The sequence below is a fragment of the Streptomyces sp. NPDC086023 genome, assembly GCF_044540325.1.
Classification (GTDB): domain Bacteria; phylum Actinomycetota; class Actinomycetes; order Streptomycetales; family Streptomycetaceae; genus Streptomyces.
Genome location: NZ_JBITRX010000006.1, coordinates 10883 through 33654, shown reverse-complemented (window position 1 = coordinate 33654; position 22772 = coordinate 10883). Strand labels below are relative to the sequence as shown.

Annotated in this window: 20 protein-coding genes and 2 pseudogenes; 12 read left to right on the top strand and 10 right to left on the bottom strand. The window is 72.6% G+C overall.

Annotation, left to right across the window (positions count from 1 at the left end; all coding sequences use genetic code 11):
• Positions 1–165 precede the first annotated feature (165 nt).
• The 3 genes from ACIF6F_RS13785 (at position 166) to ACIF6F_RS13775 (ending at position 3790) form a co-directional block, all read left to right on the top strand.
• Positions 166–1035, top strand: a complete 870-nt coding sequence (locus ACIF6F_RS13785; protein ID WP_399945661.1) for a DUF3558 domain-containing protein — start codon at positions 166–168, stop codon at positions 1033–1035.
• Positions 1036–1122: 87 nt separating this feature from the next.
• On the top strand, positions 1123–1854 hold the full coding sequence (locus ACIF6F_RS13780) for a DUF3558 domain-containing protein (RefSeq protein WP_399945658.1): 732 nt from the start codon (positions 1123–1125) through the stop codon (positions 1852–1854).
• Positions 1855–2035: 181 nt separating this feature from the next.
• A complete protein-coding gene (locus ACIF6F_RS13775) occupies positions 2036–3790 on the top strand; it encodes a DUF2637 domain-containing protein (protein ID WP_399945656.1) in 1755 nt (584 codons plus the stop codon).
• An 87-nt stretch (positions 3791–3877) separates the two neighbouring features.
• On the opposite strand, the gene lysS is transcribed toward ACIF6F_RS13775, so the two are convergent.
• Entirely contained in the window at positions 3878–5611 is a 1734-nt protein-coding gene (gene lysS, locus ACIF6F_RS13770; RefSeq protein WP_399945652.1) for a lysine--tRNA ligase, read from the bottom strand.
• A gap of 188 nt (positions 5612–5799) precedes the next feature.
• On the opposite strand from lysS, the gene argS reads away from it, so the two are divergent.
• The 4 genes from argS (at position 5800) to ACIF6F_RS13750 (ending at position 9277) form a co-directional block, all read left to right on the top strand.
• A complete protein-coding gene (argS, locus tag ACIF6F_RS13765; RefSeq protein WP_399945649.1) occupies positions 5800–7578 on the top strand; it encodes an arginine--tRNA ligase in 1779 nt (592 codons plus the stop codon).
• Between the two features lie 119 nt (positions 7579–7697).
• The gene (locus tag ACIF6F_RS13760; protein WP_399945646.1) at positions 7698–8042 is read left to right on the top strand and encodes a DUF6247 family protein; all 345 of its coding nucleotides are present in this window, start codon (positions 7698–7700) and stop codon (positions 8040–8042) included.
• Positions 8039–8329 (top strand): hypothetical protein, encoded by a 291-nt coding sequence (locus tag ACIF6F_RS13755; protein WP_399945644.1) that lies wholly within the window; start codon positions 8039–8041, stop codon positions 8327–8329. Before ACIF6F_RS13760 ends, ACIF6F_RS13755 begins: the two co-directional genes overlap by 4 nt.
• A gap of 141 nt (positions 8330–8470) precedes the next feature.
• Positions 8471–9277: a VOC family protein gene (locus ACIF6F_RS13750; RefSeq protein WP_399946508.1), complete on the top strand. Its 807-nt coding sequence runs from the start codon at positions 8471–8473 to the stop codon at positions 9275–9277.
• A gap of 218 nt (positions 9278–9495) precedes the next feature.
• Here ACIF6F_RS13750 and ACIF6F_RS13745 read toward each other — a convergent pair whose 3' ends face one another.
• The gene (locus ACIF6F_RS13745; RefSeq protein ID WP_399945641.1) at positions 9496–10218 is read right to left on the bottom strand and encodes a transporter substrate-binding domain-containing protein; all 723 of its coding nucleotides are present in this window, start codon (positions 10216–10218) and stop codon (positions 9496–9498) included.
• 159 nt (positions 10219–10377) lie between these two features.
• On the opposite strand from ACIF6F_RS13745, the gene ACIF6F_RS13740 reads away from it, so the two are divergent.
• Together ACIF6F_RS13740 and ACIF6F_RS13735 are read left to right on the top strand one after the other, a co-directional pair.
• Positions 10378–11499: an NADAR family protein gene (locus tag ACIF6F_RS13740; protein WP_399945638.1), complete on the top strand. Its 1122-nt coding sequence runs from the start codon at positions 10378–10380 to the stop codon at positions 11497–11499.
• A 169-nt stretch (positions 11500–11668) separates the two neighbouring features.
• Positions 11669–12202, top strand: coding sequence for a hypothetical protein (locus ACIF6F_RS13735; RefSeq protein WP_399946558.1), 534 nt, complete (start codon positions 11669–11671; stop codon positions 12200–12202).
• A 27-nt stretch (positions 12203–12229) separates the two neighbouring features.
• Here ACIF6F_RS13735 and ACIF6F_RS13730 read toward each other — a convergent pair.
• A pseudogene (locus tag ACIF6F_RS13730) lies at positions 12230–12571 on the bottom strand (ATP-binding protein); the annotation flags it as partial.
• A 19-nt stretch (positions 12572–12590) separates the two neighbouring features.
• Here ACIF6F_RS13730 and ACIF6F_RS13725 point away from each other — a divergent pair.
• The 3 genes and pseudogenes from ACIF6F_RS13725 to ACIF6F_RS13715 all read left to right on the top strand — a co-directional run.
• Positions 12591–13535, top strand: coding sequence for a Scr1 family TA system antitoxin-like transcriptional regulator (locus ACIF6F_RS13725; RefSeq protein WP_399946506.1), 945 nt, complete (start codon positions 12591–12593; stop codon positions 13533–13535).
• The gene (locus ACIF6F_RS13720) at positions 13532–13771 is read left to right on the top strand and encodes a DUF397 domain-containing protein (RefSeq protein ID WP_399945635.1); all 240 of its coding nucleotides are present in this window, start codon (positions 13532–13534) and stop codon (positions 13769–13771) included. Before ACIF6F_RS13725 ends, ACIF6F_RS13720 begins: the two co-directional genes overlap by 4 nt.
• Before the next feature lie 78 nt (positions 13772–13849).
• Positions 13850–14824: pseudogene (locus tag ACIF6F_RS13715) on the top strand (Kelch repeat-containing protein); the annotation flags it as partial.
• 357 nt (positions 14825–15181) lie between these two features.
• On the opposite strand, the gene ACIF6F_RS13710 reads toward ACIF6F_RS13715, so the two are convergent.
• The 7 genes from ACIF6F_RS13710 to ACIF6F_RS13680 all read right to left on the bottom strand — a co-directional run bounded on the left by ACIF6F_RS13710 (position 15182) and on the right by ACIF6F_RS13680 (position 22483).
• On the bottom strand, positions 15182–15460 hold the full coding sequence (locus ACIF6F_RS13710) for a DUF1876 domain-containing protein (RefSeq protein ID WP_399945632.1): 279 nt from the start codon (positions 15458–15460) through the stop codon (positions 15182–15184).
• Between the two features lie 49 nt (positions 15461–15509).
• Positions 15510–15782: a DUF1876 domain-containing protein gene (locus ACIF6F_RS13705; protein WP_399945629.1), complete on the bottom strand. Its 273-nt coding sequence runs from the start codon at positions 15780–15782 to the stop codon at positions 15510–15512.
• 86 nt (positions 15783–15868) lie between these two features.
• Complete coding sequence (gene hemB, locus ACIF6F_RS13700; protein ID WP_399945626.1) at positions 15869–16867, bottom strand: porphobilinogen synthase; 999 nt, start codon at positions 16865–16867, stop codon at positions 15869–15871.
• A 456-nt stretch (positions 16868–17323) separates the two neighbouring features.
• Positions 17324–18991, bottom strand: coding sequence for a uroporphyrinogen-III synthase (locus ACIF6F_RS13695; RefSeq protein WP_399945624.1), 1668 nt, complete (start codon positions 18989–18991; stop codon positions 17324–17326).
• On the bottom strand, positions 18988–19968 hold the full coding sequence (hemC, locus tag ACIF6F_RS13690) for a hydroxymethylbilane synthase (RefSeq protein WP_399945621.1): 981 nt from the start codon (positions 19966–19968) through the stop codon (positions 18988–18990). Before hemC ends, ACIF6F_RS13695 begins: the two co-directional genes overlap by 4 nt.
• Positions 19965–21632: a glutamyl-tRNA reductase gene (locus ACIF6F_RS13685; RefSeq protein ID WP_399945618.1), complete on the bottom strand. Its 1668-nt coding sequence runs from the start codon at positions 21630–21632 to the stop codon at positions 19965–19967. Before ACIF6F_RS13685 ends, hemC begins: the two co-directional genes overlap by 4 nt.
• Entirely contained in the window at positions 21629–22483 is an 855-nt protein-coding gene (locus ACIF6F_RS13680; protein WP_399945616.1) for a redox-sensing transcriptional repressor Rex, read from the bottom strand. Before ACIF6F_RS13680 ends, ACIF6F_RS13685 begins: the two co-directional genes overlap by 4 nt.
• Positions 22484–22772 lie beyond the last annotated feature (289 nt).

The window sequence follows — 22772 nt, the reverse complement described above, 5'->3', positions numbered from 1 at the left end:
TTCATTCCCCCGGAATGCTTCATAAGTCTGGAAAACGCAAAAGCCTCGCTCTTGGGGCCGAATGAGACATCGGACCGGCGTCGGCAGCGGTGCGTGCGATAGACATTGTGTCCGCCTGCCGCCATCGCGCGGCAACCGCTTTTACTGCCGAAGGGAGGCCCCGACGTGCGACGCCACGTGCGACGACGGACGGCCCTCGCCCCCGTCGTGGCGGTGCTGACCGCGCTCGCCGCGGGCTGCAGCGCCGGCCCGGGGACCGACGGATCGGGTACGGACCCCAAGCCGGGCGAGTCGAACGCGGCCGCCGAACCGGGGAGGTACCGCAGCCTCCCGGAGCCCTGTTCCTCCGTCGACGCGCGGCGGCTGAAGGCGATGCTGCCGGCCGCGGCCTCCCTCACGTCGGAGCAGCGCGACCAGCTCTACGCGGGCCGGGCCGACGTCTCGTACGACGGCGACCGGCGCATCGGCTGCCGCTGGAAGGCCGCGTCGGGCGACGCGACCCGGCTGCTCTTCGTCGGCTACGAGCGGGTGGTCTCGTACGACCCCGCCACCAGCGACGACGACAAGGCGCGGCAGGTGTACGACCGCCTGCTCGCCGCGGCCCACCTGCCCGTGCCGGCCGCGACGGCGAGCGGGAGCCCGTCCGCCGGGACGCCGTCGGGGGCGCCGTCCCCCGGGGCCCCCTCGGCGGGCGCACCGTCCTCCGGCACGGCCGGGTCCGGCGGCCCCACGGCCTCCGGAGGCCCCGCGGCGTCGGCCGGCACGCCCTCCGGTACGCCGTCGGGCGGCCCCGCCCTCGGCTCCCGCGCCCTGGACGACCTCGGGGAGGACGCCTTCCTGGAGGACCGGCTCGCACCGGGCGGGTCGACCTCGCAGGCCCGCACGGTCCACCTGGTGTTCCGGTCGTCCAATGTGATCGTCATCGTGGACTACACGGTGCAGCCGACCGCCCCGTCGGCCACCCCGGACGCCGAGGAAACCCAGGACAGGGCAAGGGAGTTGGCGGCCGGACTGGCCGACGCGCTGAGCGAGTGACCGGACCGGCGTGACGCCACGCACAGCAGCCCGCCACCCGATCGGGCTACCGTTGCCGGGTCCCGCAAGCCATTGAGTGAAGGAACCATGCACCGATCAGCCTCGCGCTTCACCCGCGTTCTCGCCTGCGCTGCCGTCCCGGTGGTCCTCGCCGTCTCCGGCTGCTCCTCGGACTCCGGCTCCGGTTCCGGTTCGGAGGGTGACGGCGGCAAGCAGTCCGGCGCGTCCTCGGCCTCGTCGCCGAGCGCCAAGCCCACGCCGACCCTGGAGAAGGTCGCCTTCGCCAAGCTGCCCGAGCCGTGCAAGGCGATCGTGCAGAAGACGGTCGACACGCTCGTGCCGGAGGCCAAGGACAAGGACGGCACGTCGGCCAAGTCGAACGACCTGACCAGCCGCGCCACCTGCTCCTGGAACGGTCTCGACGAGAACGGCCTGAAGGGCTCGGAGTACCGCTGGCTGGCGATCTCCATGGCGCGCTACGACTCGCACGAGACCCTCGGCAGCGGCAACAAGCGGGCGGCCGAGCAGTACGCGAAGCAGGTCGAGGCGGCGAAGACCGCCGAGGGCGCGACGGGCGTGAAGGCCCAGGCCGCCGCCGGCATCGGTGACGAGGCGACGACGATCACCTCCTCGGCGAAGAAGCAGGTGGACTTCTTCAACCAGACGGTCGTGGCCCGCACGGAGAACGTCGTGATCACGCTCGACTACAACGGCGCGTCCTACGAGGGCATGAAGGCGCCGGACCCGGCGAAGCTCCTCCAGGGCGCGGTCGCCGCGGCCAAGGAGGCCGCCGCGTCCGTGGCGACCGCCAACAAGTAGTACCGACAGGCAGTACCGACAGAGCAGCGGGACGGGGCCGGACGGGCCCCGTCCGGTTCCATGCAGTTCCGGGCCGGTTACGGGCAGTCCCGAGCCGGCCCCAAGTGGTCCCCGAGAGGCGCCCGGACGGCGCGCATGTGCCAGGCTGTGCGCGCCAGGCTCGACAAGGGAGGGGTCGCGGGTGGCCGCGATGCAGCTGACTCGTACGCACCGGATACTCATCGGCGTCGTGATCGCGGGCGCCGTGGTCATCGCGGGTATCGGTTTCGCGGGGTCGTACGCCGCCGTGCGCGCGCTCGCGTTGAAGAAGGGGTTCGGGGACTTCTCGCTGGTCTTCCCGATAGGCATCGACGCGGGCATCTGCGTGCTGCTGGCCCTGGACCTGCTCCTGACCTGGATCCGGATCCCGTTCCCGCTGCTGCGGCAGACGGCCTGGCTGCTGACCGCGGCCACCATCGCCTTCAACGGCGCGGCCGCCTGGCCCGACCCGCTGGGCGTGGGCATGCACGCGGTCATCCCCGTCCTGTTCGTCGTGACCGTGGAAGCGGCCCGCCACGCGGTGGGCCGGATCGCCGACATCACGGCCGACCGGCACATGGAGGGCGTACGCATCACCCGCTGGCTGCTCTCACCGCTGCCGACGTTCAAACTGTGGCGCCGCATGAAGCTGTGGGAGCTGCGCTCCTACGAGCAGGCCGTCGGCATGGAACAGGACCGGCTGATCTACCAGGCACGACTGCAGGCACGCTACGGGCGCGCCTGGCGGCGCAAAGCCCCGGTGGAAGCCCTGATGCCACTGCGACTGGCACGCATCGGCGTACCGCTGGCACAGACCGCGCCGGAGGGCCTGGCGGCCGCGGGCATCGATCCGGTGCTGCTGCCGCCCGCCCCGCAGCCGGCGCTGGCCGCGGCGGCTCGGCCGGCTCCGGCGCAGGCCGTGGCGGCACCGGCGGAGGTCGCGGAGCTGCCGCCGGCCGGACCGGGCACCGGAAACCCGGCACCCCCGGCCGCCGGACCCCAGGACCCGGCGCAGGGCGTGCGGGTGCCGGGTGACGGTCCGCAGGGGCTGCCGCATCCGGAGCCGGTGGCCGAGGAGGCCGCGGTGCAGGGTGCCGGCCGGGCTGAGGGTGCGGGGCAGGTGCAGGCCGCGGGCGGCCCGCAGGTGCCGGGTGCCCCCCAGGGCGCCGGCCCGGTGCAGGGGCAGCAGGCCCCGCAGGGCCCGCAGCAGCCCGTCCAGGCGGCCGAGGCGGGCGCGGATGTCTTCCCGTACCCCCGGCAGGGCGCGGACGCCCGGCAGGCCGTTCAGGGGCGGCTCCCTGGGATCCCGCAGCAGGGCCTTCCCGAGCAGCCGCAGCCGTACCCGAACCCGGGCCAGGGCATGGCGCCGGGCATGACCCCGTACGCCCCGACCGCCGAGCCGCTCGTGCCGGTGGACCCGACGCAGATGCCGGCCGCGCACAACAGCTCGTGGTTCGCGGCCCCGGTGGCTCCGCAGGCGACGTACGAGGGCGCGTACAACCCGCAGTTCGTGGACGGCCTGGCGCCCCACCCGGTCGCGCCCCCGGCGGGCCCGGACCCGGCGGCCGACCAGCAGCAGACCGAGCTCCCGATCCCGGCCCCGCGCGCGGAGGACACCGCGGCGCAGGCCCAGGCCGGTCCGGCCGCCGCGGGCCCGCAGGGCGCCCCGCAGGATCCGGCCGAGCCCGCCGGGCAGCCCGAGCAGCCCGGTGACGCGGAGTTCAAGGAGCTGGCGTACAAGGCGTTCCGCGCCTTCGTCGACGAGCACAACAACTTCCCGTCGCCCGAGGCCCTCGACATACACCTCGCGGACATCCACGGCGTCACGCACCCGCGGAGCCTTCCGCTGATCCGGCGCATGCAGCCGTACCTGAAGCAGCGCTACCAGACCGAGCTGGAGAACGAGCACATCGCGTAGCCCGCACCCTCGGCACAACGGGAAGGGCCGGTCCCCCGCACCAGCGGGGAACCGGCCCTTCCGCGTTGCGCGGGCCGTACGCGGCGGCTAGGCGCCCAGCAGCTTGCGCACCCGGTCCGCCCCGACGGCGAGCAGCAGGGTGGGCAGGCGCGGGCCGGTCTCGCGGGTCACGAGCAGGCGGTACAGCAGGGCGAAGAACTGCCGCTGGGCGACCTTCAGCTCGGGCGTCGGCTTCGCCTCGGGGTCGAGGCCGGCCATCACCTTCGGCACGCCGTAGACCAGCGTGGTCAGCCCGTCGAGCGACCAGTGGCTGTCCAGGCCCTCCAGCAGCAGCTCCAGGGAGCGGCGGCCGTCGTCGTCGAGGGAGCCGAGCAGCTCGGTGTCCGGCTCGTCGCGCACCAGGGTGCGCTGGTCGGCCGGGACCTGGGTGGTGATCCAGTTCTCGGCGCGGTCCAGGCGCGGCCGGACCTCGTCGAGCGAGGCCAGCGGCTTCTCCGGCTCCAGGTCGGAGAGGATGCGCAGGGTCTGCTCGTCGTGGCCCGCGGTGATGTCGACGACGGACGCGAGGGTCCGGTACGGCATCGGGCGCGGGGTGCGCGGCAGCTCGTGGGAGGCGACGCGGACGGCGCGGGAGTGGGCTGCGGCGTCGGCGGGCAGGACGGTGCCGTCGGCGACCTTGCCCTCCAGCTTGTCCCACTCGTCGTACAGCCGCTGGATCTCCTGGTCGAAGGCGATCTTGAAGGACTGGTTGGGCTTGCGGCGGGCGTACAGCCAGCGGAGCAGCTGCGGCTCCATGATCTTCAGGGCGTCGGCCGGGGTGGGGACGCCGCCCTTCGAGGAGGACATCTTGGCCATGCCGCTGATGCCGACGAACGCGTACATCGGGCCGATCGGCTGCTCGCCGCCGAAGATGTGCACGATCTGGCCGCCGACCTGGAACGACGAGCCGGGCGAGGAGTGGTCGACGCCGGAGGGCTCGAAGACGACGCCCTCGAAGGCCCAGCGCATGGGCCAGTCGACCTTCCAGACCAGCTTGCCGCGGTTGAACTCGGACAGCTTGACGGTCTCGGTGAACTGGTCCTCGGTGCAGACGTAGGTCAGCTCGGTGCTGTCGTCGTCGTAGGACAGCACCTTGGTGAAGTCCTTGTTGCACTCGCCGCAGTAGGGCTTGTACGGGAAGTACTCCGAGCCTTCGGTGCTGCCGTCGTCCTCGCCCGCGGCGCCGGAGCCCTCGGCGGCCTCCAGTTCGGCCTCGTCGACCGGCTTCTGGGACTTCTTGGCGGCCTTGGGCTTGGTGCGGTACTGGGCGAGCACGGCGTCGATGTCGCCGCGGTGCTTCATCGCGAACAGCACCTGCTCGCGGTAGACGCCGGTGGTGTACTGCTCGGTCTGGCTGATCGGGTCGTACTCGACGCCCAGCTCGGCCAGCGACTCGACCATGGCGGCCTTGAAGTGCTCGGCCCAGTTGGGGTATTCGGAGCCCTCGGGCGCCGGCACGGCGGTCAGCGGGCGGCCGATGTGCTGCCCGTGGGACTCCTCGGTGACGCCGGGGATGCCCTTGGGGACCTTGCGGTAGCGGTCGTAGTCGTCCCACGAGAGGACGTGGCGGACCTCGTACCCGCGGCGGCGGACCTCGTCGGCGACCAGGTGCGGGGTCATGACCTCGCGGAGGTTGCCGAGGTGGATCGGGCCGGAGGGGGACAGACCGGACGCGACGACGACAGGTTTGCCCGGCGCACGCCGCTCCGCCTCGGCGATGACCTCGTCCGCGAAACGGGAGACCCAGTCGGTCTCGGTGCTGCTTGGGGCGCTCTGAGCCACGACACGTCCTTCTATCTGGCTATCTGGTTCTGGAACTGGCTGGGAACATTCTCCCAGACGGAAGCCCGCCCCCCGGGGTTGCTTTTTATCCCGGGAGGTGGGTCGCGGCCGCGTGGGATACTCGTGTCGCTGGGCGTATACGTACGCACCACGCGCAGTCCCGTACTCACTGACAGGAACGGCAGCCCATGGCCTCGGTCCCTTCCCTCGCTTCGAACGTCAACCAGCGCGTCGCGGACGCACTCGTCTCCGCCCTGCCGGAGGCCGGTGCCGCCGACCCGCTGCTGCGACGAAGCGACCGGGCCGACTTCCAGGCCAACGGCATCCTGGCGCTCGCGAAGAAGGCGAAGGCCAACCCGCGCGAGCTGGCGACCGCGGTCGTCGAGGGCCTGGACAAGGGCGACGTGCTGGCCGAGGTCGAGGTCTCGGGCCCCGGCTTCCTCAACATCACGGTCTCCGACAAGGCGATCGTCGAGACGCTGGCGGCGCGGTACGCGGACGCGCGGCTCGGCGTGCCGCTGAACCCGGACGCCGGCACCACGGTGATCGACTACGCGCAGCCGAACGTGGCGAAGGAGATGCACGTCGGCCACCTGCGGTCCGCGGTGATCGGTGCCGCGATGGTCGAGATCCTGGAGTTCACCGGTGAGACGGTGGTCCGGCGGCACCACATCGGCGACTGGGGCACCCAGTTCGGCATGCTCATCCAGTACCTGATCGAGCACCCGCACGAGCTGGACCACAAGGCCGCCGGGTCGGACGCCGAGGCGTCCGGCGAGGAGGCCATGTCGAACCTCAACCGCCTGTACAAGGCCTCGCGGGCGCTGTTCGACGCGGACGAGGAGTTCAAGACCCGGGCGCGGGCCCGGGTGGTGGACCTCCAGGCGGGCGACGAGCAGACCCTCGCGCTGTGGCAGCGGTTCGTGGACGAGTCGAAGATCTACTTCTACTCGGTCTTCGACAAGCTGGACATGGACATCCAGGACGAGGACATCGTCGGCGAGTCCGGCTACAACGACATGCTGGTGGAGACCTGCCGGCTGCTGGAGGAGTCGGGCGTCGCGGTCCGCTCGAACGGCGCGCTGTGCGTGTTCTTCGACGAGTACAAGGGCCCGAACGGCAACCCGACCCCGCTGATCGTCCAGAAGTCGGACGGCGGCTTCGGCTACGCGGCGACCGACCTGTCGGCGATCCGCGACCGGGTGACGAACCTGAAGGCGACCGAGCTGATCTACGTCGTGGACGCCCGCCAGTCCCTCCACTTCAAGATGGTCTTCGAGACGGCCCGGCGGGCCGGCTGGCTGAACGACGACGTCAAGGCCGTGCAGCTGGCGTTCGGCACGGTCCTGGGCGCCGACGGCAAGCCGTTCAAGACCCGTGAGGGCGAGACGGTACGACTGGTGGACCTCCTGGACGAGGCGGTGGACCGGGCGACCGCGGTCGTGCGCGAGAAGGCCGACAAGGTGGGCCTGACGGAGCAGGAGATCATCGAGAACGGCCGGTACGTGGGCATCGGTGCGGTCAAGTACGCGGACCTCTCCACCTCCGCCGCCCGCGACTACAAGTTCGACCTGGACCAGATGGTCTCGCTGAACGGCGACACGTCCGTGTACCTCCAGTACGCGTACGCCCGGATCAAGTCCATCCTGCGCAGGGCGGGCGACCGGAAGCCGGTGGCCCACCCGGAGCTGGAGCTGGCCCCGGCCGAGCGCGCCCTGGGCCTGCACCTGGACGGGTTCGGCGAGCTGATCGCCGAGGCGGCCGCCGAGCACGCCCCGCACAAGGTGGCGGCGTACCTCTACCAGCTGTCGTCGCTGTTCACCACGTTCTACGACCAGTGCCCGGTCGTGAAGCCGGAGCCGGAGCTGGTGGTGGGCGAGAACCGCCTCTTCCTGTCCGAGCTGACCGCCCGCACCCTCCACCAGGGCATGGCCCTCCTGGGCATCCGCACCCCCGAGCGCCTCTGACGCTCCACGGCCCGCACGTGACGACCCCCGGTGCTCCGGCGCCGGGGGTCGCCGCGTTCCCCGGCCCCGGAGCGGGCGCGGCCTCTATCGTGGGATGCGCCGTCGAGGAGGAACCGGAAATGCCCACCGCCACCCCGGCCCCCGGGCCGGTGCCCCCGATGCCGGAGTACACACCGAAGGCCTTGCGGGCGGCCATCGCGGCCCACGCCCCGGCGCTGCTGGCCGACTTCGACTCCGCGTGGCGCGAGCAGCTCGCCGACGCCTACGACATCGCCCCGGTCCCGGCCTTCATGGCGCGCTGGTGGGGCGAGTACGCCCTCGCCCGGGACCCCGCGCTCGACCGGCACGTCGCCGGCCTCGAAGCGCGCGCGGCCGAGGCCACCGATGCCGAAGCGGCCCGGAAGCTCCTGGAGGACGCATCCCGCATCCGCCACGGACTGCGCACCCTGGAGCCCGGCGAGTGAGCGAGGAGTTCACCGGGCCGCCGTGGGCCGTGGACTACACGCAGGAAGCCGAGAAGTACCGCATCAGCCTGTCCGAGGACGTACGGGAATCACTCCGTGAAGCGGGCTTCGGGCTGCTCACGGCCCGCCACCCCTACCGGGCGGAGCACGTGGAGCCGGCGAGGTCGACGGCTCCGCGCGGGCCGCACGTGGCCTACTTCGACAGCAACCGCGGCTGGCCGCTGTTCACGTTCCTGCCCCGGGTGGCGGAGCCGCAGATCGTGGTCGAGGAGATCTTCTGGCAGTGAGCCGCGCGGTATGACGGGGACCACGGGGAACGTTCTTCCCGGCGGCGGGGGACCACCCGAACGGGTCGGTTCCGGGCGGTTTGGGTGGGTAGGGGTGGGCGCGTCCTGTTCCCGCACTCCCTGGAGGCACCCGTGGCCGTCATGTCCGGCCCGTACCGGCCCGGCACACCCTGCTGGACCGACCTGATGGTTCCCGACCAGCAGGCCGCCCTCGACTTCTACCGCGACCTGTTCGGCTGGCAGGGCGAGATCGGGCCGCCGGAGACCGGCGGGTACTCGGTCTGCCACCTCAAGGGCGCGCCGGTCGCCGGGATCATGAAGGCGATGAACCCGGACGGCACGGTGCCCGACCCGGCGCCGCCGGCCGCCTGGACCACGTACCTCGCCACCCCCGACGCGGCCGCCACGGTGGCCGCGAGCGGCCGGGCCGGCGGGAAGGTGATCGTGGACGTGATGGACGTCATGGACCTCGGGCGGATGGCCGTGCTGGCCGACCCGACCGGCGCCGTCTTCGGGATCTGGCAGCCGAAGGAGTTCCCGGGCGCGGGGGTCGTCAACGAGGACGGCGCGGTGGTCTGGTCCGAGCTGGCGACCACCGATCCCGCGGCGGCCGCCGGCTACTACCGGGCGATCCTGCCCGTGGACACCGCCCCGTCCACGATCCCCGGCGGCGAGGGCTACACCGAGCTGAAGGTCAACGGCCGCTCGGTGGGCGGGATCATGAGCCTGGACCAGCACCCCGAGGGCACTCCGCCGCACTGGCTGACGTACTTCCACGTGGACGACACGGACTCCGTGCAGGACGCGGCGGTCCGCGCCGGCGGCACCGTCCTGGCGCCGGCCTTCGACATGCCGGTGGGCCGGATGGCGGTCCTCGCCGACCCGCAGGGCGCGGTGTTCGCGGTGATCAGGACGAAGGAGGCGCCGCAGCAGCCCGACCCGGCCTGACGCCGCCCCCAGCCTGGCGGGTCCTGGTCCTGACCCCGGCCCCGGACCCGGCCCCGGCCCCGGCCCCGGCCCGACCGTCCGGGCCCCGCCCCCGGCCCGCCCACACCCCGGGGGCGGGCCCGCGCCGATGCCCGGTGTCCGCCCCGGCCGGTGACCGCCGCCCTGCCCGTACGACCGCGGGCGGGGCCATGGCCGTCACCCCCGCGGCCGTTGCACCGCTACTCCGCCGGGGCGCAAAGGCTCTCCGACTGCCCCGACCGCCGCAGCGCGTCCGCGACGAAGCCGGACGCCTTCAGCTCCTCCACGAAGGCCCGCAGCCACGCCACCGTCTCGGGCCGCCGGTCCACGGTCGTTCCGACGGCCTGCCTGATCTGCATGAACGCCTGGTCCAGCAGCCGCACTTCGGGGTGCGCGGCCGCGTACGCGGTCATCGGCTGCCGGATGCCGGCCCCGGCCTCCAGCCCCTGCTCCCGGAAGACGTCCACGCCCTCGGCACCGCGTACGACGGTCGCGTGCTCCAGCGCCCGGGACAGGTACAGGTCGTACGCCGAGCCCTCCTTGACGCCGATCCGCACGCCGTCGGCGTCCACCTCGGCGGCCGTGGTCAGGGCGGACTCGGCCGGGACCGCGTACACGCCCTCGATCAGCACGTACGGGGCGGTGAACGCCACCTCCGCCTCCCGCGCCGGGTCGACGGCCAGGAAGCAGAGGTCGGCGCGCCCCTCGGCCATCGCCGCGAAGGACTTGCGGGCCGCGTCGAAGCAGAGCACCTCCAGCGGCAGCCCGAGCCGGGCGGCCAGCTCGCGTGCGATGTCCACGGTGATCCCGGCGGGCTCCTCGGGCGTGCCCTGTGCGAGGACCGGGTTCCCGAGGTTGACCGAGGCCCGCAGCACGCCCTCGGGCGCGAGGTCCTCGATCACGGCAGCAGTCAGATTCCCCATGGCCCGGAGTCTAGGCCGCGACCCGGGACCGGTCCCGGACACCGCCGGCGGTGGCATCGGCGCCCTCGGCGCTGCACTTCCGCCACGGCGGTCACGCGACGAGCCGTCCCCGGAGGAAAATCACGGTCCGCACGGCGACCGCTGCGGCACAATCCCAGCATGATCGGCAACCGGACCACCCACCGCACGGCAGACGGCATCCGCATACCCGGAACCTGGCGGCACGCCTTCATCTGCAACGGCGGCCAGTATTTCCTCACCGACCTCTTCATCTACGCGGACGGGCTCATCGACTGCTGGGGCCTGGTCACCGTCGAGGAGTTCGAGGAGAAGCTGCGCACCGGCTGGGTGGCCACCAACCTCCCGGAGGGCGGCGAGGCGTCCGCTCACGAGCTGGCGCACTGGAAGTTCGGCGAGCCGGAGAGCTGGCTCACGCCCGAGCTGCTGCTCGCCGAGGTCCGTGACACCATCGACCAGCTGAACGGGCGGCCCGACTCGACCGACCGCTGCCTGGCCGCCGTCGACGCCTTCCTCGCCGACCGGACCGAGGAGAACCGGGCTGCGGCCCGTGCCGCGTTCCTGGCCGTCCCGGAGTCCCAGCGGCGCTTCGCGCTGGGCGACATGGACAGCAAGGACTGGCCGCTGCGCGTCCTGGTGGCGGGGCCCGGTGGCCGGACCTACCTCCCGTACGACGGAACGGTCACCCAGCAGAGCTACGACAGGGCCCTCGCGTACTTCGAGGAGCAGGCCCGCTGGAGGGCCAAGCGGGCTGCCGAGGTGCCCGCGGACGGACCGGCGGCACCGCACGCACCGGCCGTCCAGCTGTACCACTCGTTTCCGCGCGAGCCGGTGGCCGACCCCGGCAGGCTCGGCCTGCGGCACGACTACCCCGCGCCGATCAGGGTCGCGGACTCCGACTACCCCTCCGTCGCCCACGCCTACTGGGCCCTGTCGGTCGCCGAGCCGGAGGCTCGGCACACGGTCGCGGCGGCGGACAACGCCCTCGCGGCGCGCACGCTCGCGGCGGGGGCACCCCGTCGCGAGGACTGGGAGCACGTCCGGACCGCCGTCATGACGCACCTGCTGCGCGCCAAGTACGACCAGCACCCCGACCTGGCCGAGATCCTGCTGGCGACGGACGACGCCACCGTGATCTACGACGACATGACCTCGGAATTCTGGGGCGACAACGGCGGCCGGGGCCGCAACTGGTCGGGGCGCCTCCTCGAACTCGTGCGATCCGAACTGCGGATGCGGCGAGCGGGGATCCTCGACGTGTGAGCGGGCCGGGTGCGCGGCCTGACCGCGCAAATCCCCGGCAGGCGGCGTGAACCTCCGCAAGTCCGCGTTTCCGGACGTATCCGCACCCGGCCGAATTCCTCCTGCTGCGGCGCCGGTTCCGCTGCGAGTCTTCCGGCGTCCATCCGGATCACACCGCACAGGAGTCCGCATGAACCGAACCCGCCTCAGACTGGCGGTCCTGACCGCCACCGCCGTCCTCGCCCTGGCCCCGGCCGGGCTGGGGGCCGCCACCGCCCACGCGGCCGGTGCGCCGGCCCGTACGGCCGCCACCGCCACCGTCAACGGCACCGAGACGATCATCCAGGGCAACAGCGGGCTGACCCGCGGCCAGTCCTGGTCCTCGCCCGACGGGAACACGTCCCTGGTCCAGCAGACCGACGGCCACGTGGTCCTGTACCACCACGGCACCGCGATCTGGACCGCCCGCGGCACGTACGGCGTCGGCACGTACTTCTACATGCAGGGCGACGGGAACCTCGTCGCGTACGACGCCGCCTGGCGGCCGCTGTGGAACAGCGGCACCGCGGGCCGGCCGGGCGCGTACCTGGCCGTCTCGAACGAGGGCAACCTCATCGTCTACTCGTCCGCCAGCACCCCGTTGTGGTGGTCCAACTTCCGTCCCGGCGGCCCGGTCGACCCGCCGGACGACTGCTACCCCAAGCCGGGCCGGCTCTGCCCGTAGCGGCGGCCGCGCCTCCGCGTCGAACTCGCACCACACGGTCTTCCCCGGCGACCTCGGCACCGCGCCCCAGCGGTCCGAGGTCGCCGCCACGAGGACGAGCCCCATCCCGGCCCCGACCCGCGTCCGGGACAGCCCGGGCCCGCTGTCGTGCACCTCCAGCCGGACGCCGCCGTCGTACCCGAGCAGCCGCACGCGGTACCCGCGCCCGGGAGGCACTCCGTGGCGCAGGGCGTTGGTGGCCAGCTCGCTGAGGCAGAGCAGCATGTCGTACCGGCGCGCGTGGACGCCCCACGCATCGAGCGTCTCGGCTGCGAAGTGCCGTGCGGCGCGGACGGTCTGCCGGGAGCGCGGAAAGAACCGCTCCTTCATCAGGGCGGGTTGAGTGTCGATGTTCACGGGGCGATCGTCGCGGTGCGTGACTACGCTCCAACAGTGCGCCGACCCGTACCCATTCATTGGTACGGGTTGGTACGGGCATGGCACGGGCGCAGGTGGGGAGTTCGGATTCATGGCGCCGAGGAAACGCGTACCGAGGAACGGCACTGCCCTGAAGATGGTGGGGGCACAGGTGGCCGTTCTCCGCCGGGCGAACAACATGACGCAACGTGAACTTGCCGGTCGGCTCCGCATGGACGAGGAGACGATCGGCTCGATCGAGCAGGGGCGACGCGCCCTGATGCCGGATGTGGCCGAGCGGATGGACGCCGTTCTAAAGACGGGCGGGGTGCTGGCCGCCGCTGTGGCCCACTTGCCGCCCGTGGACCGAGTACCGGAGTGGGCCGAGCAGTACATGCGATGCGAGAAGGAGGCCATCGCCCTCTCCTGGTACGACAACCAGGTCGTCCCGGGTCTGCTCCAGACCGAGAACTACGCGCGGGCCGTCTTCCGGTGCCGCGTTCCGGCGTTCCGCGACGAGAAGATCGAGGAGCTGACCTCCGATCGTCTACAGCGGCAGGCGATCCTCCGCCGCGAGTCCCCGCCCACCTTGAGCTTCGTCATCTGGGAGCCGGTCGTACGCCACCAGATCGGCGGCCCCGAGGTCCACGCGGAGCTGCTCCAGCACCTCATCACCTGCTCACGACTCCCTGACGTCTCCGTCCAAGTGATGCCGCTCAGCCAGCCTAACCACTCAGCCCTCGATGGCCCGTTCACGCTCTTGGAGACCCCCGACCACCAACACCTCGGCTACTCCGAAAGCCAGCGCGGCAGCCAGCTCATCGCGGACGGAGACGAGGTGAGCATCATGGCCCGCCGGTATGCGATGCTGCGGACTCAGGCCCTCAACCCCGGCGAGACACGGGGCCTGTTGGACCGCCTGCTAGGAGAGCTATGAGCACCGCACTGAAGTGGTTCAAGTCCAGCTACAGCGGGAGCGACGGCGGCCAGTGCCTGGAGGTCGCCATCGCTTGGCACAAGTCCAGCCACAGCACTGAGCAGGGCGGCGACTGCGTCGAGGTCGCCACATGCCCCACCGCCGTCCACGTCCGGGACTCCAAGATCACCGGTGGCCCCGAGCTGCGGCTCGCACCCCACGCGTGGGCGGCACTGACCGGGTGGGTCACCCGCTAGAACCGGCAGCACCCCGCAGGGGACCCGGTACTGAGCCGTTCGGCCGCGCTCCGCGCGACGCTCCGCGCACCCGGCGTGATGGTGAGTAGCGAACCATCGGCCGCGTGTGGAGGTCCCATGCATCCCTTCCGCTCCCGGGGCCTGAGACGGCTCGCCGTCCTCGCCCTGGCCCCCTTCCTCGCCCTGTCCACGACCACCGCCTCGGCGCAGGGCGTGTGGGTGTCCGTTCCCCCCATGCCGACCGCGCGGGCCCATCTGGCCGGGGCGGCTGCGAAGTGCCCACAGGGGTTCACGAGCACGTGCGTGTACACCGTCGGCGGCACCGAGGCGTTCGACGTCCTGGAGGCGTACAGCCCCGCCTCCAACACCTGGATCTCGCTGCCCGAGATGCCGACCGCCCGCGAGGGCATCACGGCGACCACCGCCCCCTGCCCGAACGGGGTGCAGGGCGACTGCCTGTACACCGCGGGTGGTGTGGTGCCCAACACCGACGCCGCAACCACGACCGTGGAGGCGTACAGCACCGCCACCAACACCTGGATCACCCTGCCGGGCCTGAAGACGCCTCGTACCCTCGCCGCCTCGGCGACCGGTCCCTGCCCCGAGGGCCTCGGCCTGAGCGGCTCCTGCGTGTACGTCTTCGGAGGCCTGGGCCTCGACCTCAAGACCCACCTGACCTCGGTGGAGGCCTTCAGCCCCAAGACGGGCGTGTGGGTCACGCTCGCTCCCCTCACCACCGCGCGCGCGGCCCACGCCGGGGCCACGGCACCGTGCCCGGCCAAGTCGAAGCACCACGGCACCTGCGTGTACGCCATCGGCGGCCGCAACGACTCGGGGAAGCTGAAGTCGGTCGAGGTCTACAGCCCCGCCGGCAACGCCTGGTCGCACGTACCGGACATGCCCACGGCCCGCGACGAACTGGCGGCCTCGTCCGCCCCCTGCCCAGACGGCATGAAGAACACCTGCGTCTACGCCATGGGCGGTGGTGACGCCGCGAACTCGCTGCGGACCTTCGAGGCGTACAGCCCGGCCACGAACGCCTGGTCCACCCTGCCCCAGCTGCCGACTCCGCACCGCGGCTTCGCCGGAGCCACGGCTCCCTGCCCGAAGAACACCAAGAGCCCGTGCGTCTACGCGGCGGGGGGCGCGCTCGTGGGGGCGGCCGCTCCGACCGGCGCCACCGAGGCCTTCGCCATCGAATGGCAGAGCAACGGCAACGGCAAGCACGACAACAACGGCAACGGATCCGGCGGCAACGGCGGCCACCACAACGGTGACGGCGACAACGCCGCCGCCACCATCGCCACCGAACCCCCGGCGGACGCCCGCCCCTGACCGGTACCGGTACGAGAACGGCCCGGGCGCACGCGCCCGGGCCGTCCCGGTTTCCCTCACCCACCAGGGGAGCGATCAGCGGTTGATCGGGTACGAGTGCTTGCCCGTCATCTCGTCGATCTCCCCATGGGCCTTCTCCAGCAGCTGCGACGCGAGGTCCATCAGCGCCCGCGCGCCGGCGATCTCCTCCCCGACCCTCAGCTGCTCCGGGTCGGAGGGGTGGCGCAGGGAGTACCCGCGCGCCTTCAACTCCGTACCGTCGGCGAGTCTCAGGAGGCAGGCCGCGCTGGTGCGGTGGCCTTCGTCCTCGAACTCCGTCTCGACGTGCCATCCGATGTGCTGGTGATCCGACATGACGGACTCGCCTCCACCCTTGTCCGTCTGCACCGCGGTCCGACGCGCGTCAGCGGGTGATCGGGTAGGAGGTCCGGCCCGATGCCTCGTCGATCTCGTCGTGCGCCTTGGTGAGCAGTTGTTCCTTCAGGTCGTTGAGGGCGCGGGCCGCCGCGACTTCCTCTCCCACCCTGGGCTGGTTGCCGTCACTGGGGTGGCGGCTCGCGTAGCCGTGCGAGCGCAGCTCGCTCCCGTCCGGCAGGCGGACGAGGGCAGCCGCGCGGGTGCGTTTGCTGTCCTCCTGGAACTCCAGGTCGACGTGCCATCCGACAGCGTCCTTCATGGCGATCACCTCCGGGGCCGCTGATACCAGCGTGCACCCGTACGGCCGCCCTCGCACGCTCCGGGCGGCCCGCCCGTGCCGCTGGGCTACTGGTTGCGCAGCCAGCCCGCCACCTCGGTGGCCCAGTAGGTGAGGATCGTGTCGGCGCCGGCGCGCTTGATGCCGGTCAGGGTCTCCAGGATGGCCCGGTCGCGCTCGACCCAGCCCTTCTCGGCGGCGGCCTCGATCATCGCGTACTCGCCGCTGATCTGGTACGCGGAGACGGGGACGTCCACGGCCTCCGCGACGCGGTACAGGATGTCGAGGTAGGGGCCGGCGGGCTTGACCATGACCATGTCGGCGCCCTCTTCGAGGTCGAGCGCCAGCTCGCGCAGGGACTCGCGGGCGTTCGCCGGGTCCTGCTGGTACGTCTTGCGGTCGCCCTGGAGCGAGGAGGCGACGGCCTCGCGGAAGGGGCCGTAGAAGGCGGAGCTGTACTTCGCCGTGTAGGCCAGGATCGAGACGTCCTCGTGGCCGGTCTCGTCGAGCGCGTCGCGGATGACGCCCACCTGGCCGTCCATCATGCCGCTCGGGCCCACGACGTGGACGCCCGCGTCGGCCTGGACCTGCGCCATCTCGGCGTACCGCTCCAGGGTGGCGTCGTTGTCGACCCGGCCGTCCGCGTCCAGCACGCCGCAGTGGCCGTGGTCGGTGTACTCGTCGAGGCAGAGGTCCGACATGATCACCAGGTCGTCGCCGACCTCGGCCTTCACGTCGCGGATGGCGACCTGGAGGATGCCGTCGGGCTCGGTGCCGGCCGTGCCGACCGCGTCCTTGTTCTCGTCCGCCGGAACGCCGAAGAGCATGATCCCGGCGACGCCCGCCTCGACCGCCTCGACGGCGGCCTTCCGCAGCGAGTCACGGGTGTGCTGGACCACGCCCGGCATCGCGGAGATGGCGATGGGCTCGCTGATGCCCTCGCGCACGAAGGCGGGGAGGATCAGGTCGGCCGGGTGGAGCCGGGTCTCGGCCACCATCCTGCGCATGGCGGGAGTGGTGCGCAGGCGGCGGGGCCGCGAGCCGGGGAAGGATCCGTACACGCTCATGTTCGCCTCTGGGTGGGTTTGCAACAGGTCGCCCCCAGCGTAGGCGCCGCCCCCGGGGAACGTTCCCCTTACCCACCCTTCTCCCGCCCACCGGGGTCCGCAGCACCCGCACCGCGGGCCCATCCCCAGCCCCTGGGGCAAATCCAGCGCCCCGGCCCACGCGCCGCGAGCCCATCCGCAGCCCCGGGGCAAATGCAGCCCCTCCGGCATATCCAGCCCCTCCGGCGTTTGAGGAGCTGGGGGCACCTCCCAGCGGTAGCTGGGGGAGGAACGGAGGAAGGGCGGGTTGGGGGCACCTCCCAGCGGTAGCTGGGGGAGGGACCAGCCCCGCAGGGCAACGCACCCGCACCCGGTAACGGCCCGCACCGCACCCGGCACGGGCCCGGCACCGCGCCCGGGCGGAGCCCGGAGGGGACACCGCGGGGCGGGAGCTCAGAATGCCCCCGCCCCCGACCGTCAGGTCGTACGGCGGCGCCGCGCCCCCGGCCGACGCTCGCTCGGGCGAGCCACGGCCTCACCGGCCGCCTTCGCCGCCTCCCGCCGAGCGATCCCGTACTCCGCCAGCGCCTCGGCCAGCTTCGAGACCGACGGCTCGGGCGACAGGACGTCCACCCGCAGCCCGTGCTCCTCGGCGGTCTTCGCCGTGGCCGGACCGATGCAGGCGATCACCGTCACGTTGTGCGGCTTCCCGGCGATGCCCACCAGGTTCCGCACCGTCGACGACGACGTGAAGAGCACCGCGTCGAAGCCGCCGCCCTTGATCGCCTCGCGGGTCTCGGCCGGCGGCGGCGACGCCCGCACGGTGCGGTACGCCGTGACGTCGTCGACCTCCCAGCCCAGCTCGATCAGGCCCGCCACCAGCGTCTCGGTGGCGATGTCGGCACGCGGCAGGAAGACGCGGTCGATCGGGTCGAAGACCGGGTCGTACGGCGGCCAGTCCTCCAGCAGCCCCGCGGCGGACTGCTCGCCGCTCGGCACCAGGTCCGGCTTCACACCGAACTCGACCAGCGCGGCGGCGGTCTGCTCGCCCACCGCGGCGACCTTGATGCCCGCGAAGGCGCGCGCGTCGAGCCCGTACTCCTCGAACTTCTCGCGCACCGCCTTGACCGCGTTGACCGAGGTGAAGGCGATCCACTCGTACCGGCCGGTGACCAGGCCCTTGACCGCCCGCTCCATCTGCTGCGGGGTGCGCGGCGGCTCGACGGCGATGGTCGGCACCTCGTGCGGCACCGCGCCGTAGCTGCGCAGCTGGTCGGAGAGCGAGGCCGCCTGCTCCTTCGTACGCGGGACCAGGACGCGCCAGCCGAACAGCGGCTTCGACTCGAACCAGGCCAGCTCGTCGCGGCGGGCGGCCGTGCTGTGCTCACCGACCACGGCTATCACCGGGCGGTGGCCCTCCGGGGAGGGGAGCACCTTGCCCTGCTTGAAGACCTGGGCGATGGAGCCCAGCGTCGCCGTCCAGGTGCGCTGGCGCGTGGTCGTGCCGGCGACCGTGACGGTCAGCGGGGTGTCGGGCTTGCGGCCCGCCGTGACCAGCTCGGCCGCGGCGGCGGACACCGTCTCCAGGGTCGCGGACACCACGAGCGTGCAGTCGCTCGTGCCGGCCTCGGTCCAGCAGCGCGCGTTGGCGGTGCGGGCGTCCACGAAGCGGACGTCCGTGCCGGCCGTGTCGCGCAGCGGGACACCGGCGTACGCGGGCACGCCGACGGCCGTCGCGACGCCCGGGACCACCTCGAAGGGGATGCCCTCGGTGGCGCACGCGAGCATCTCCTCGGCGGCGTTGCCGTCGAGGCCGGGGTCGCCGGTGACCGCACGGACGACCCGCCTGCCGGAGCGCGCGGCCTCCATGACAAGATTGGCGGCGTCCCGGATCACCGGCACACCGGCGGCTGCTGACGCCTCGTCAGCGACCGTCAGCTGCGGCGTGTCGACATTTGCCCGCGCATGCGTGCGTACGACGTCGAGCACCTCGGGCTCCGCGATCAGTACGTCCGCCGCGCCGAGCGCCTCGACGGCGCGCAGCGTGAGCAGTCCCGGGTCGCCGGGGCCGGCACCGAGGAAGGTGACGTGCCCCTGGACGGCGACGGCCGGAAGCGCGGAGGTGGTGGAACTTGTGGGGCTCAAAGTGCTCGCTCCCCCATCAGACCGGCCGCGCCCTTGGCCAGCATCTCGTCCGCGAGTTCGCGGCCGAGCGCCAGCGCCTCGTCGTACGACTGGGGCACGGAACCGGTGGTGGACAGCTGCACCAGCGTCGAGCCGTCGGTGGTGCCGACGACGCCGCGCAGGCGCATTTCGTTGACAACCTGGCCGTCGGCCAGAAGATCGGCGAGCGCACCCACAGGTGCACTGCAACCGGCCTCCAGGGCGGCGAGCAGGGAACGCTCGGCGGTCACGGCGGCCCGGGTGTGCGGGTCGTCGAGTTCTCCGAGCACGGCGATGAGGTCCGCGTTGTCCGCGGTGCACTCGATGGCCAGGGCGCCCTGGCCGGGGGCGGGCAGCACGTTGTCGACCGACAGGAAGTCGGTGACCTCCGCGCTCATGCCCACGCGGTTGAGGCCGGCGGCGGCCAGGACCACCGCGTCGAGCTCGCCGCTGCGCACGAAGCCGATGCGGGTGTCCACGTTGCCGCGGATGGCGACGGTCTCGATGCTCTTGCCGAGCTGCCGGGCGTAGTGGTTCAGCTGCGCCATGCGGCGCGGCGAACCGGTGCCGACCCGGGCGCCGTCGGGCAGCTGCTCGAAGGTCATCCCGTCGCGTGCCACGAGGACGTCACGCGGGTCCTCGCGGCGCGGGATGGCCGCCAGCACCAGCTCCGCGGGCTGCGTGGTGGGCAGGTCCTTGAGGGAGTGCACCGCGAAGTCGACCTCGCCGCGCAGCAGGGCGTCGCGCAGGGCGGTCACGAAGACGCCGGTGCCGCCGATCTGCGCGAGGTTCTCGCGGGAGACGTCCCCGTAGGTCGTGATCTCCACGAGCTCGACGGGCCGGCCGGTCAGGGCGCGCACCGCGTCGGCGACGTGCCCGGACTGGGCCATGGCCAGCTTGCTGCGCCGCGTCCCGAGCTTGAGGGGCCTCTGGTCAGGGGCTGAGTTCGCTGAGTTCATGATGCCGGTCCTGTGTTCTTTACGCGGCTGACGGCGGCCACCGTCTCCGGGTCGAGGTCGAAGAGTTCCCGCAGTGCTTCGGCGTACCCGGCGCCACCGGGCTCGCTGGCGAGCTGCTTGACCCGCACGGTGGGCGCGTGCAGGAGCTTGTCGACGACGCGGCGGACGGTCTGGGTGACCTCCGCCCGCTGGCGCTCGTCGAGATCGGGCAGCCGGCCGTCGAGTCGGGCCACCTCGCTCGCCACGACCTCGGCGGCCATGGCGCGCAGGGCGACGACGGTCGGGGTGATGTGCGCGGCCCGCTGGGCCGCGCCGAAGGCCGCCACCTCGTCGGCGACGATCTCCTTGACGAGCTCCACGTCCGTGGCCATGGGGGCGTCCGCGGAGGCCTCGGCGAGCGACTCGATGTCGACGAGCCGCACGCCGGGGATGCGGTGCACGGCGGCGTCGATGTCCCGGGGCATGGCGAGGTCGAGCAGCGCGAGCCGTACGGCACCACCGGCCTGCGCGGGCACGGCGGCCCGGCGCACCGGCTGCCGCCCGGCGGCCTCGGCCCGGTCGGCCCACGCCCCGTGCAGCTCCAGCGAGCTGGCGTCGACCCCGGCGATGGCGGCCCGCCCGCTCGCTCCCGCGGGGGCGAAGTCGACGGGGCACGCGTCGGCGTCGGCGGCTTCGGCCGTCAGCGTACGGGCGGCACCCGCGTCGGCGAGGCGCCCGAGCCGCGCGGCGGCCTCGGCCAGCCGCGCGACGACGGCGGGATCGGCGGCCACGACCGGGCCGGGGGTGCGGGGGCCGGGGGCGGAGCCCGCGGTCTCGGAGAGGGAGGGCTCCGCGCGGACGGAACCGACGGCGGCGGCCACGTCGTCCTCCGTGAGGACGAGCCCGGTGGCTCCGGTGCAGGACACCGCCACGTCGACTCGTGTCAGCTCACGCCCGACGGAGTCCATCGCGACGGCCCGCGCCGCGATCTTCTCCCCCAGGATCTCGACGAGCCGCTCGGCCCGCTCCAGGGTCCGGTTGGCCACCACGACCTCGGCCACACCCACCCGCGCGAGCGTCGCCGCGGCCAGGGAGGACATCGAGCCGGCGCCGATCACCAGCGCCCGCTTGCCCGCGGCCCACGCCTCCACCGGCACGTCCACGGCCAGCTGCTCCAGGCCGAAGGTCACGAGCGACTGCCCGGCCCGGTCGATGCCGGTCTCGGAGTGCGCCCGCTTGCCGACCCGCAGCGCCTGCTGGAAGAGGTCGTTGATCAGCCGGCCCGCGGTGTGGAGCTCCTGCCCCAGCGCGAGCGCGTCCTTGATCTGGCCCAGGATCTGGCCCTCGCCGACGACCATCGAGTCCAGCCCGCACGCCACCGAGAAGAGGTGGTGGACGGCCCGGTCCTCGTAGTGCACGTAGAGGTACGGGGTCAGCTCCTCCAGAGCCACCCCGCTGTGCTGCGCGAGCAGCGTCGAGAGCTCGGCGACGCCGGCGTGGAACTTGTCCACGTCCGCGTACAGCTCGATCCGGTTGCACGTGGCGAGCACCGCCGCCTCCGTGGCCGGCTCCGCCGCCAGCGTGTCGTGCAGCAGCTTCACCTTGGCGTCGGCGGTCAGCGCGGCCCGCTCCAGCACGCTGACCGGCGCGCTGCGGTGGCTCAGCCCAACGACGAGCAGACTCATGCCGGCATCACCGCCGGTACGTCGCCCTCCGGGCCGCCGCCCTTGCGCCCGGCACCGGTCGCGGCACCGCCGGCGGCGGCGGGACGCGGCGCGCCGGATGCGGGAGCGGCGGTGGCCGGAGCGGCAGAAGTGGACGCAGCAGGGGCCGGGGCGGCGGCGGAAGGCACCGCGGCACCGCCCGCCGGCTCCTCGCCCGCCTTGCGCTGCTCGTGGAAGGCCAGGATCTGCAGCTCGATGGAGAGGTCGACCTTCCGCACGTCGACGCCCTCGGGCACGGACAGCACGGTCGGCGCGAAGTTCAGGATGGAGGTGACGCCGGCGGCGACCAGCCGGTCGCAGACCTGCTGGGCAGCGCCCGCCGGGGTCGCGATGACGCCGATCGAGACGCCGTTCTCGTCGATGATCTTCTCAAGCTCGTCGGTGTGCTGCACCGGCATTCCGGCCACCGGCTTCCCGGCCATCGCCGGGTCGGCGTCGATGAGCGCGGCCACGCGGAAACCACGGGACGCGAACCCGCCGTAATTGGCCAGGGCGGCGCCGAGGTTGCCGATGCCGACGATGACGACCGGCCAGTCCTGCGTGAGGCCCAGCTCACGGGAGATCTGGTAGACGAGGTACTCGACGTCGTAGCCGACACCGCGGGTGCCGTAGGAGCCGAGGTACGAGAAGTCCTTGCGCAGCTTGGCGGAGTTGACCCCGGCGGCCGCGGCGAGCTCCTCCGAGGAGACCGTGGGCACCGAGCGCTCGGACAGCGCGGTCAGGGCCCGCAGGTACAGCGGAAGCCGGGCGACAGTGGCCTCGGGAATGCCTCGGCTGCGGGTCGCCGGTCGGTGATTTCGGCCAGTTGCCACGATGCTCCTGCGGGATGAGCGGGGCTGCAGGCGGTCGTTTGTCCCATGACCGCCCCGTCGACAGCAGGCTATGTCTTTGTGAACGCGTGCACAAAGATTGTGTCCAATTTGTCCGACCAAAGTGATGGGGGTCACGCGTTCCGGCCACGAGCTGCGGGAACTACCGGCCGACGCCGCGCGTCCTCATCCCGACGGGGGCAAAGCGGAACACACTCCTCTTCGGCACGCCCCCGATGCCGCTCACATCGCCCGGAACGGCAACCGCACCGCGCGCCGGGCCCCGGAACCG

Coding starts and splice junctions, on each gene's coding strand:
- ACIF6F_RS13760 (WP_399945646.1), top strand. CDS start 7,698: ATGCCCACCGCCACCCCGGCCCCCGGGCCGGTGCCCCCGATGCCGGAG.
- ACIF6F_RS13735 (WP_399946558.1), top strand. CDS start 11,669: ATGAACCGAACCCGCCTCAGACTGGCGGTCCTGACCGCCACCGCCGTC.
- ACIF6F_RS13745 (WP_399945641.1), bottom strand. CDS start 10,218: ATGGGGAATCTGACTGCTGCCGTGATCGAGGACCTCGCGCCCGAGGGC.
- ACIF6F_RS13725 (WP_399946506.1), top strand. CDS start 12,591: ATGTTCACGGGGCGATCGTCGCGGTGCGTGACTACGCTCCAACAGTGC.
- hemB (WP_399945626.1), bottom strand. CDS start 16,867: ATGAGCGTGTACGGATCCTTCCCCGGCTCGCGGCCCCGCCGCCTGCGC.
- ACIF6F_RS13685 (WP_399945618.1), bottom strand. CDS start 21,632: ATGAGTCTGCTCGTCGTTGGGCTGAGCCACCGCAGCGCGCCGGTCAGC.
- hemC (WP_399945621.1), bottom strand. CDS start 19,968: ATGAACTCAGCGAACTCAGCCCCTGACCAGAGGCCCCTCAAGCTCGGG.
- ACIF6F_RS13710 (WP_399945632.1), bottom strand. CDS start 15,460: ATGTCGGATCACCAGCACATCGGATGGCACGTCGAGACGGAGTTCGAG.
- argS (WP_399945649.1), top strand. CDS start 5,800: ATGGCCTCGGTCCCTTCCCTCGCTTCGAACGTCAACCAGCGCGTCGCG.
- ACIF6F_RS13705 (WP_399945629.1), bottom strand. CDS start 15,782: ATGAAGGACGCTGTCGGATGGCACGTCGACCTGGAGTTCCAGGAGGAC.
- ACIF6F_RS13750 (WP_399946508.1), top strand. CDS start 8,471: ATGTCCGGCCCGTACCGGCCCGGCACACCCTGCTGGACCGACCTGATG.
- ACIF6F_RS13720 (WP_399945635.1), top strand. CDS start 13,532: ATGAGCACCGCACTGAAGTGGTTCAAGTCCAGCTACAGCGGGAGCGAC.
- ACIF6F_RS13740 (WP_399945638.1), top strand. CDS start 10,378: ATGATCGGCAACCGGACCACCCACCGCACGGCAGACGGCATCCGCATA.
- ACIF6F_RS13780 (WP_399945658.1), top strand. CDS start 1,123: ATGCACCGATCAGCCTCGCGCTTCACCCGCGTTCTCGCCTGCGCTGCC.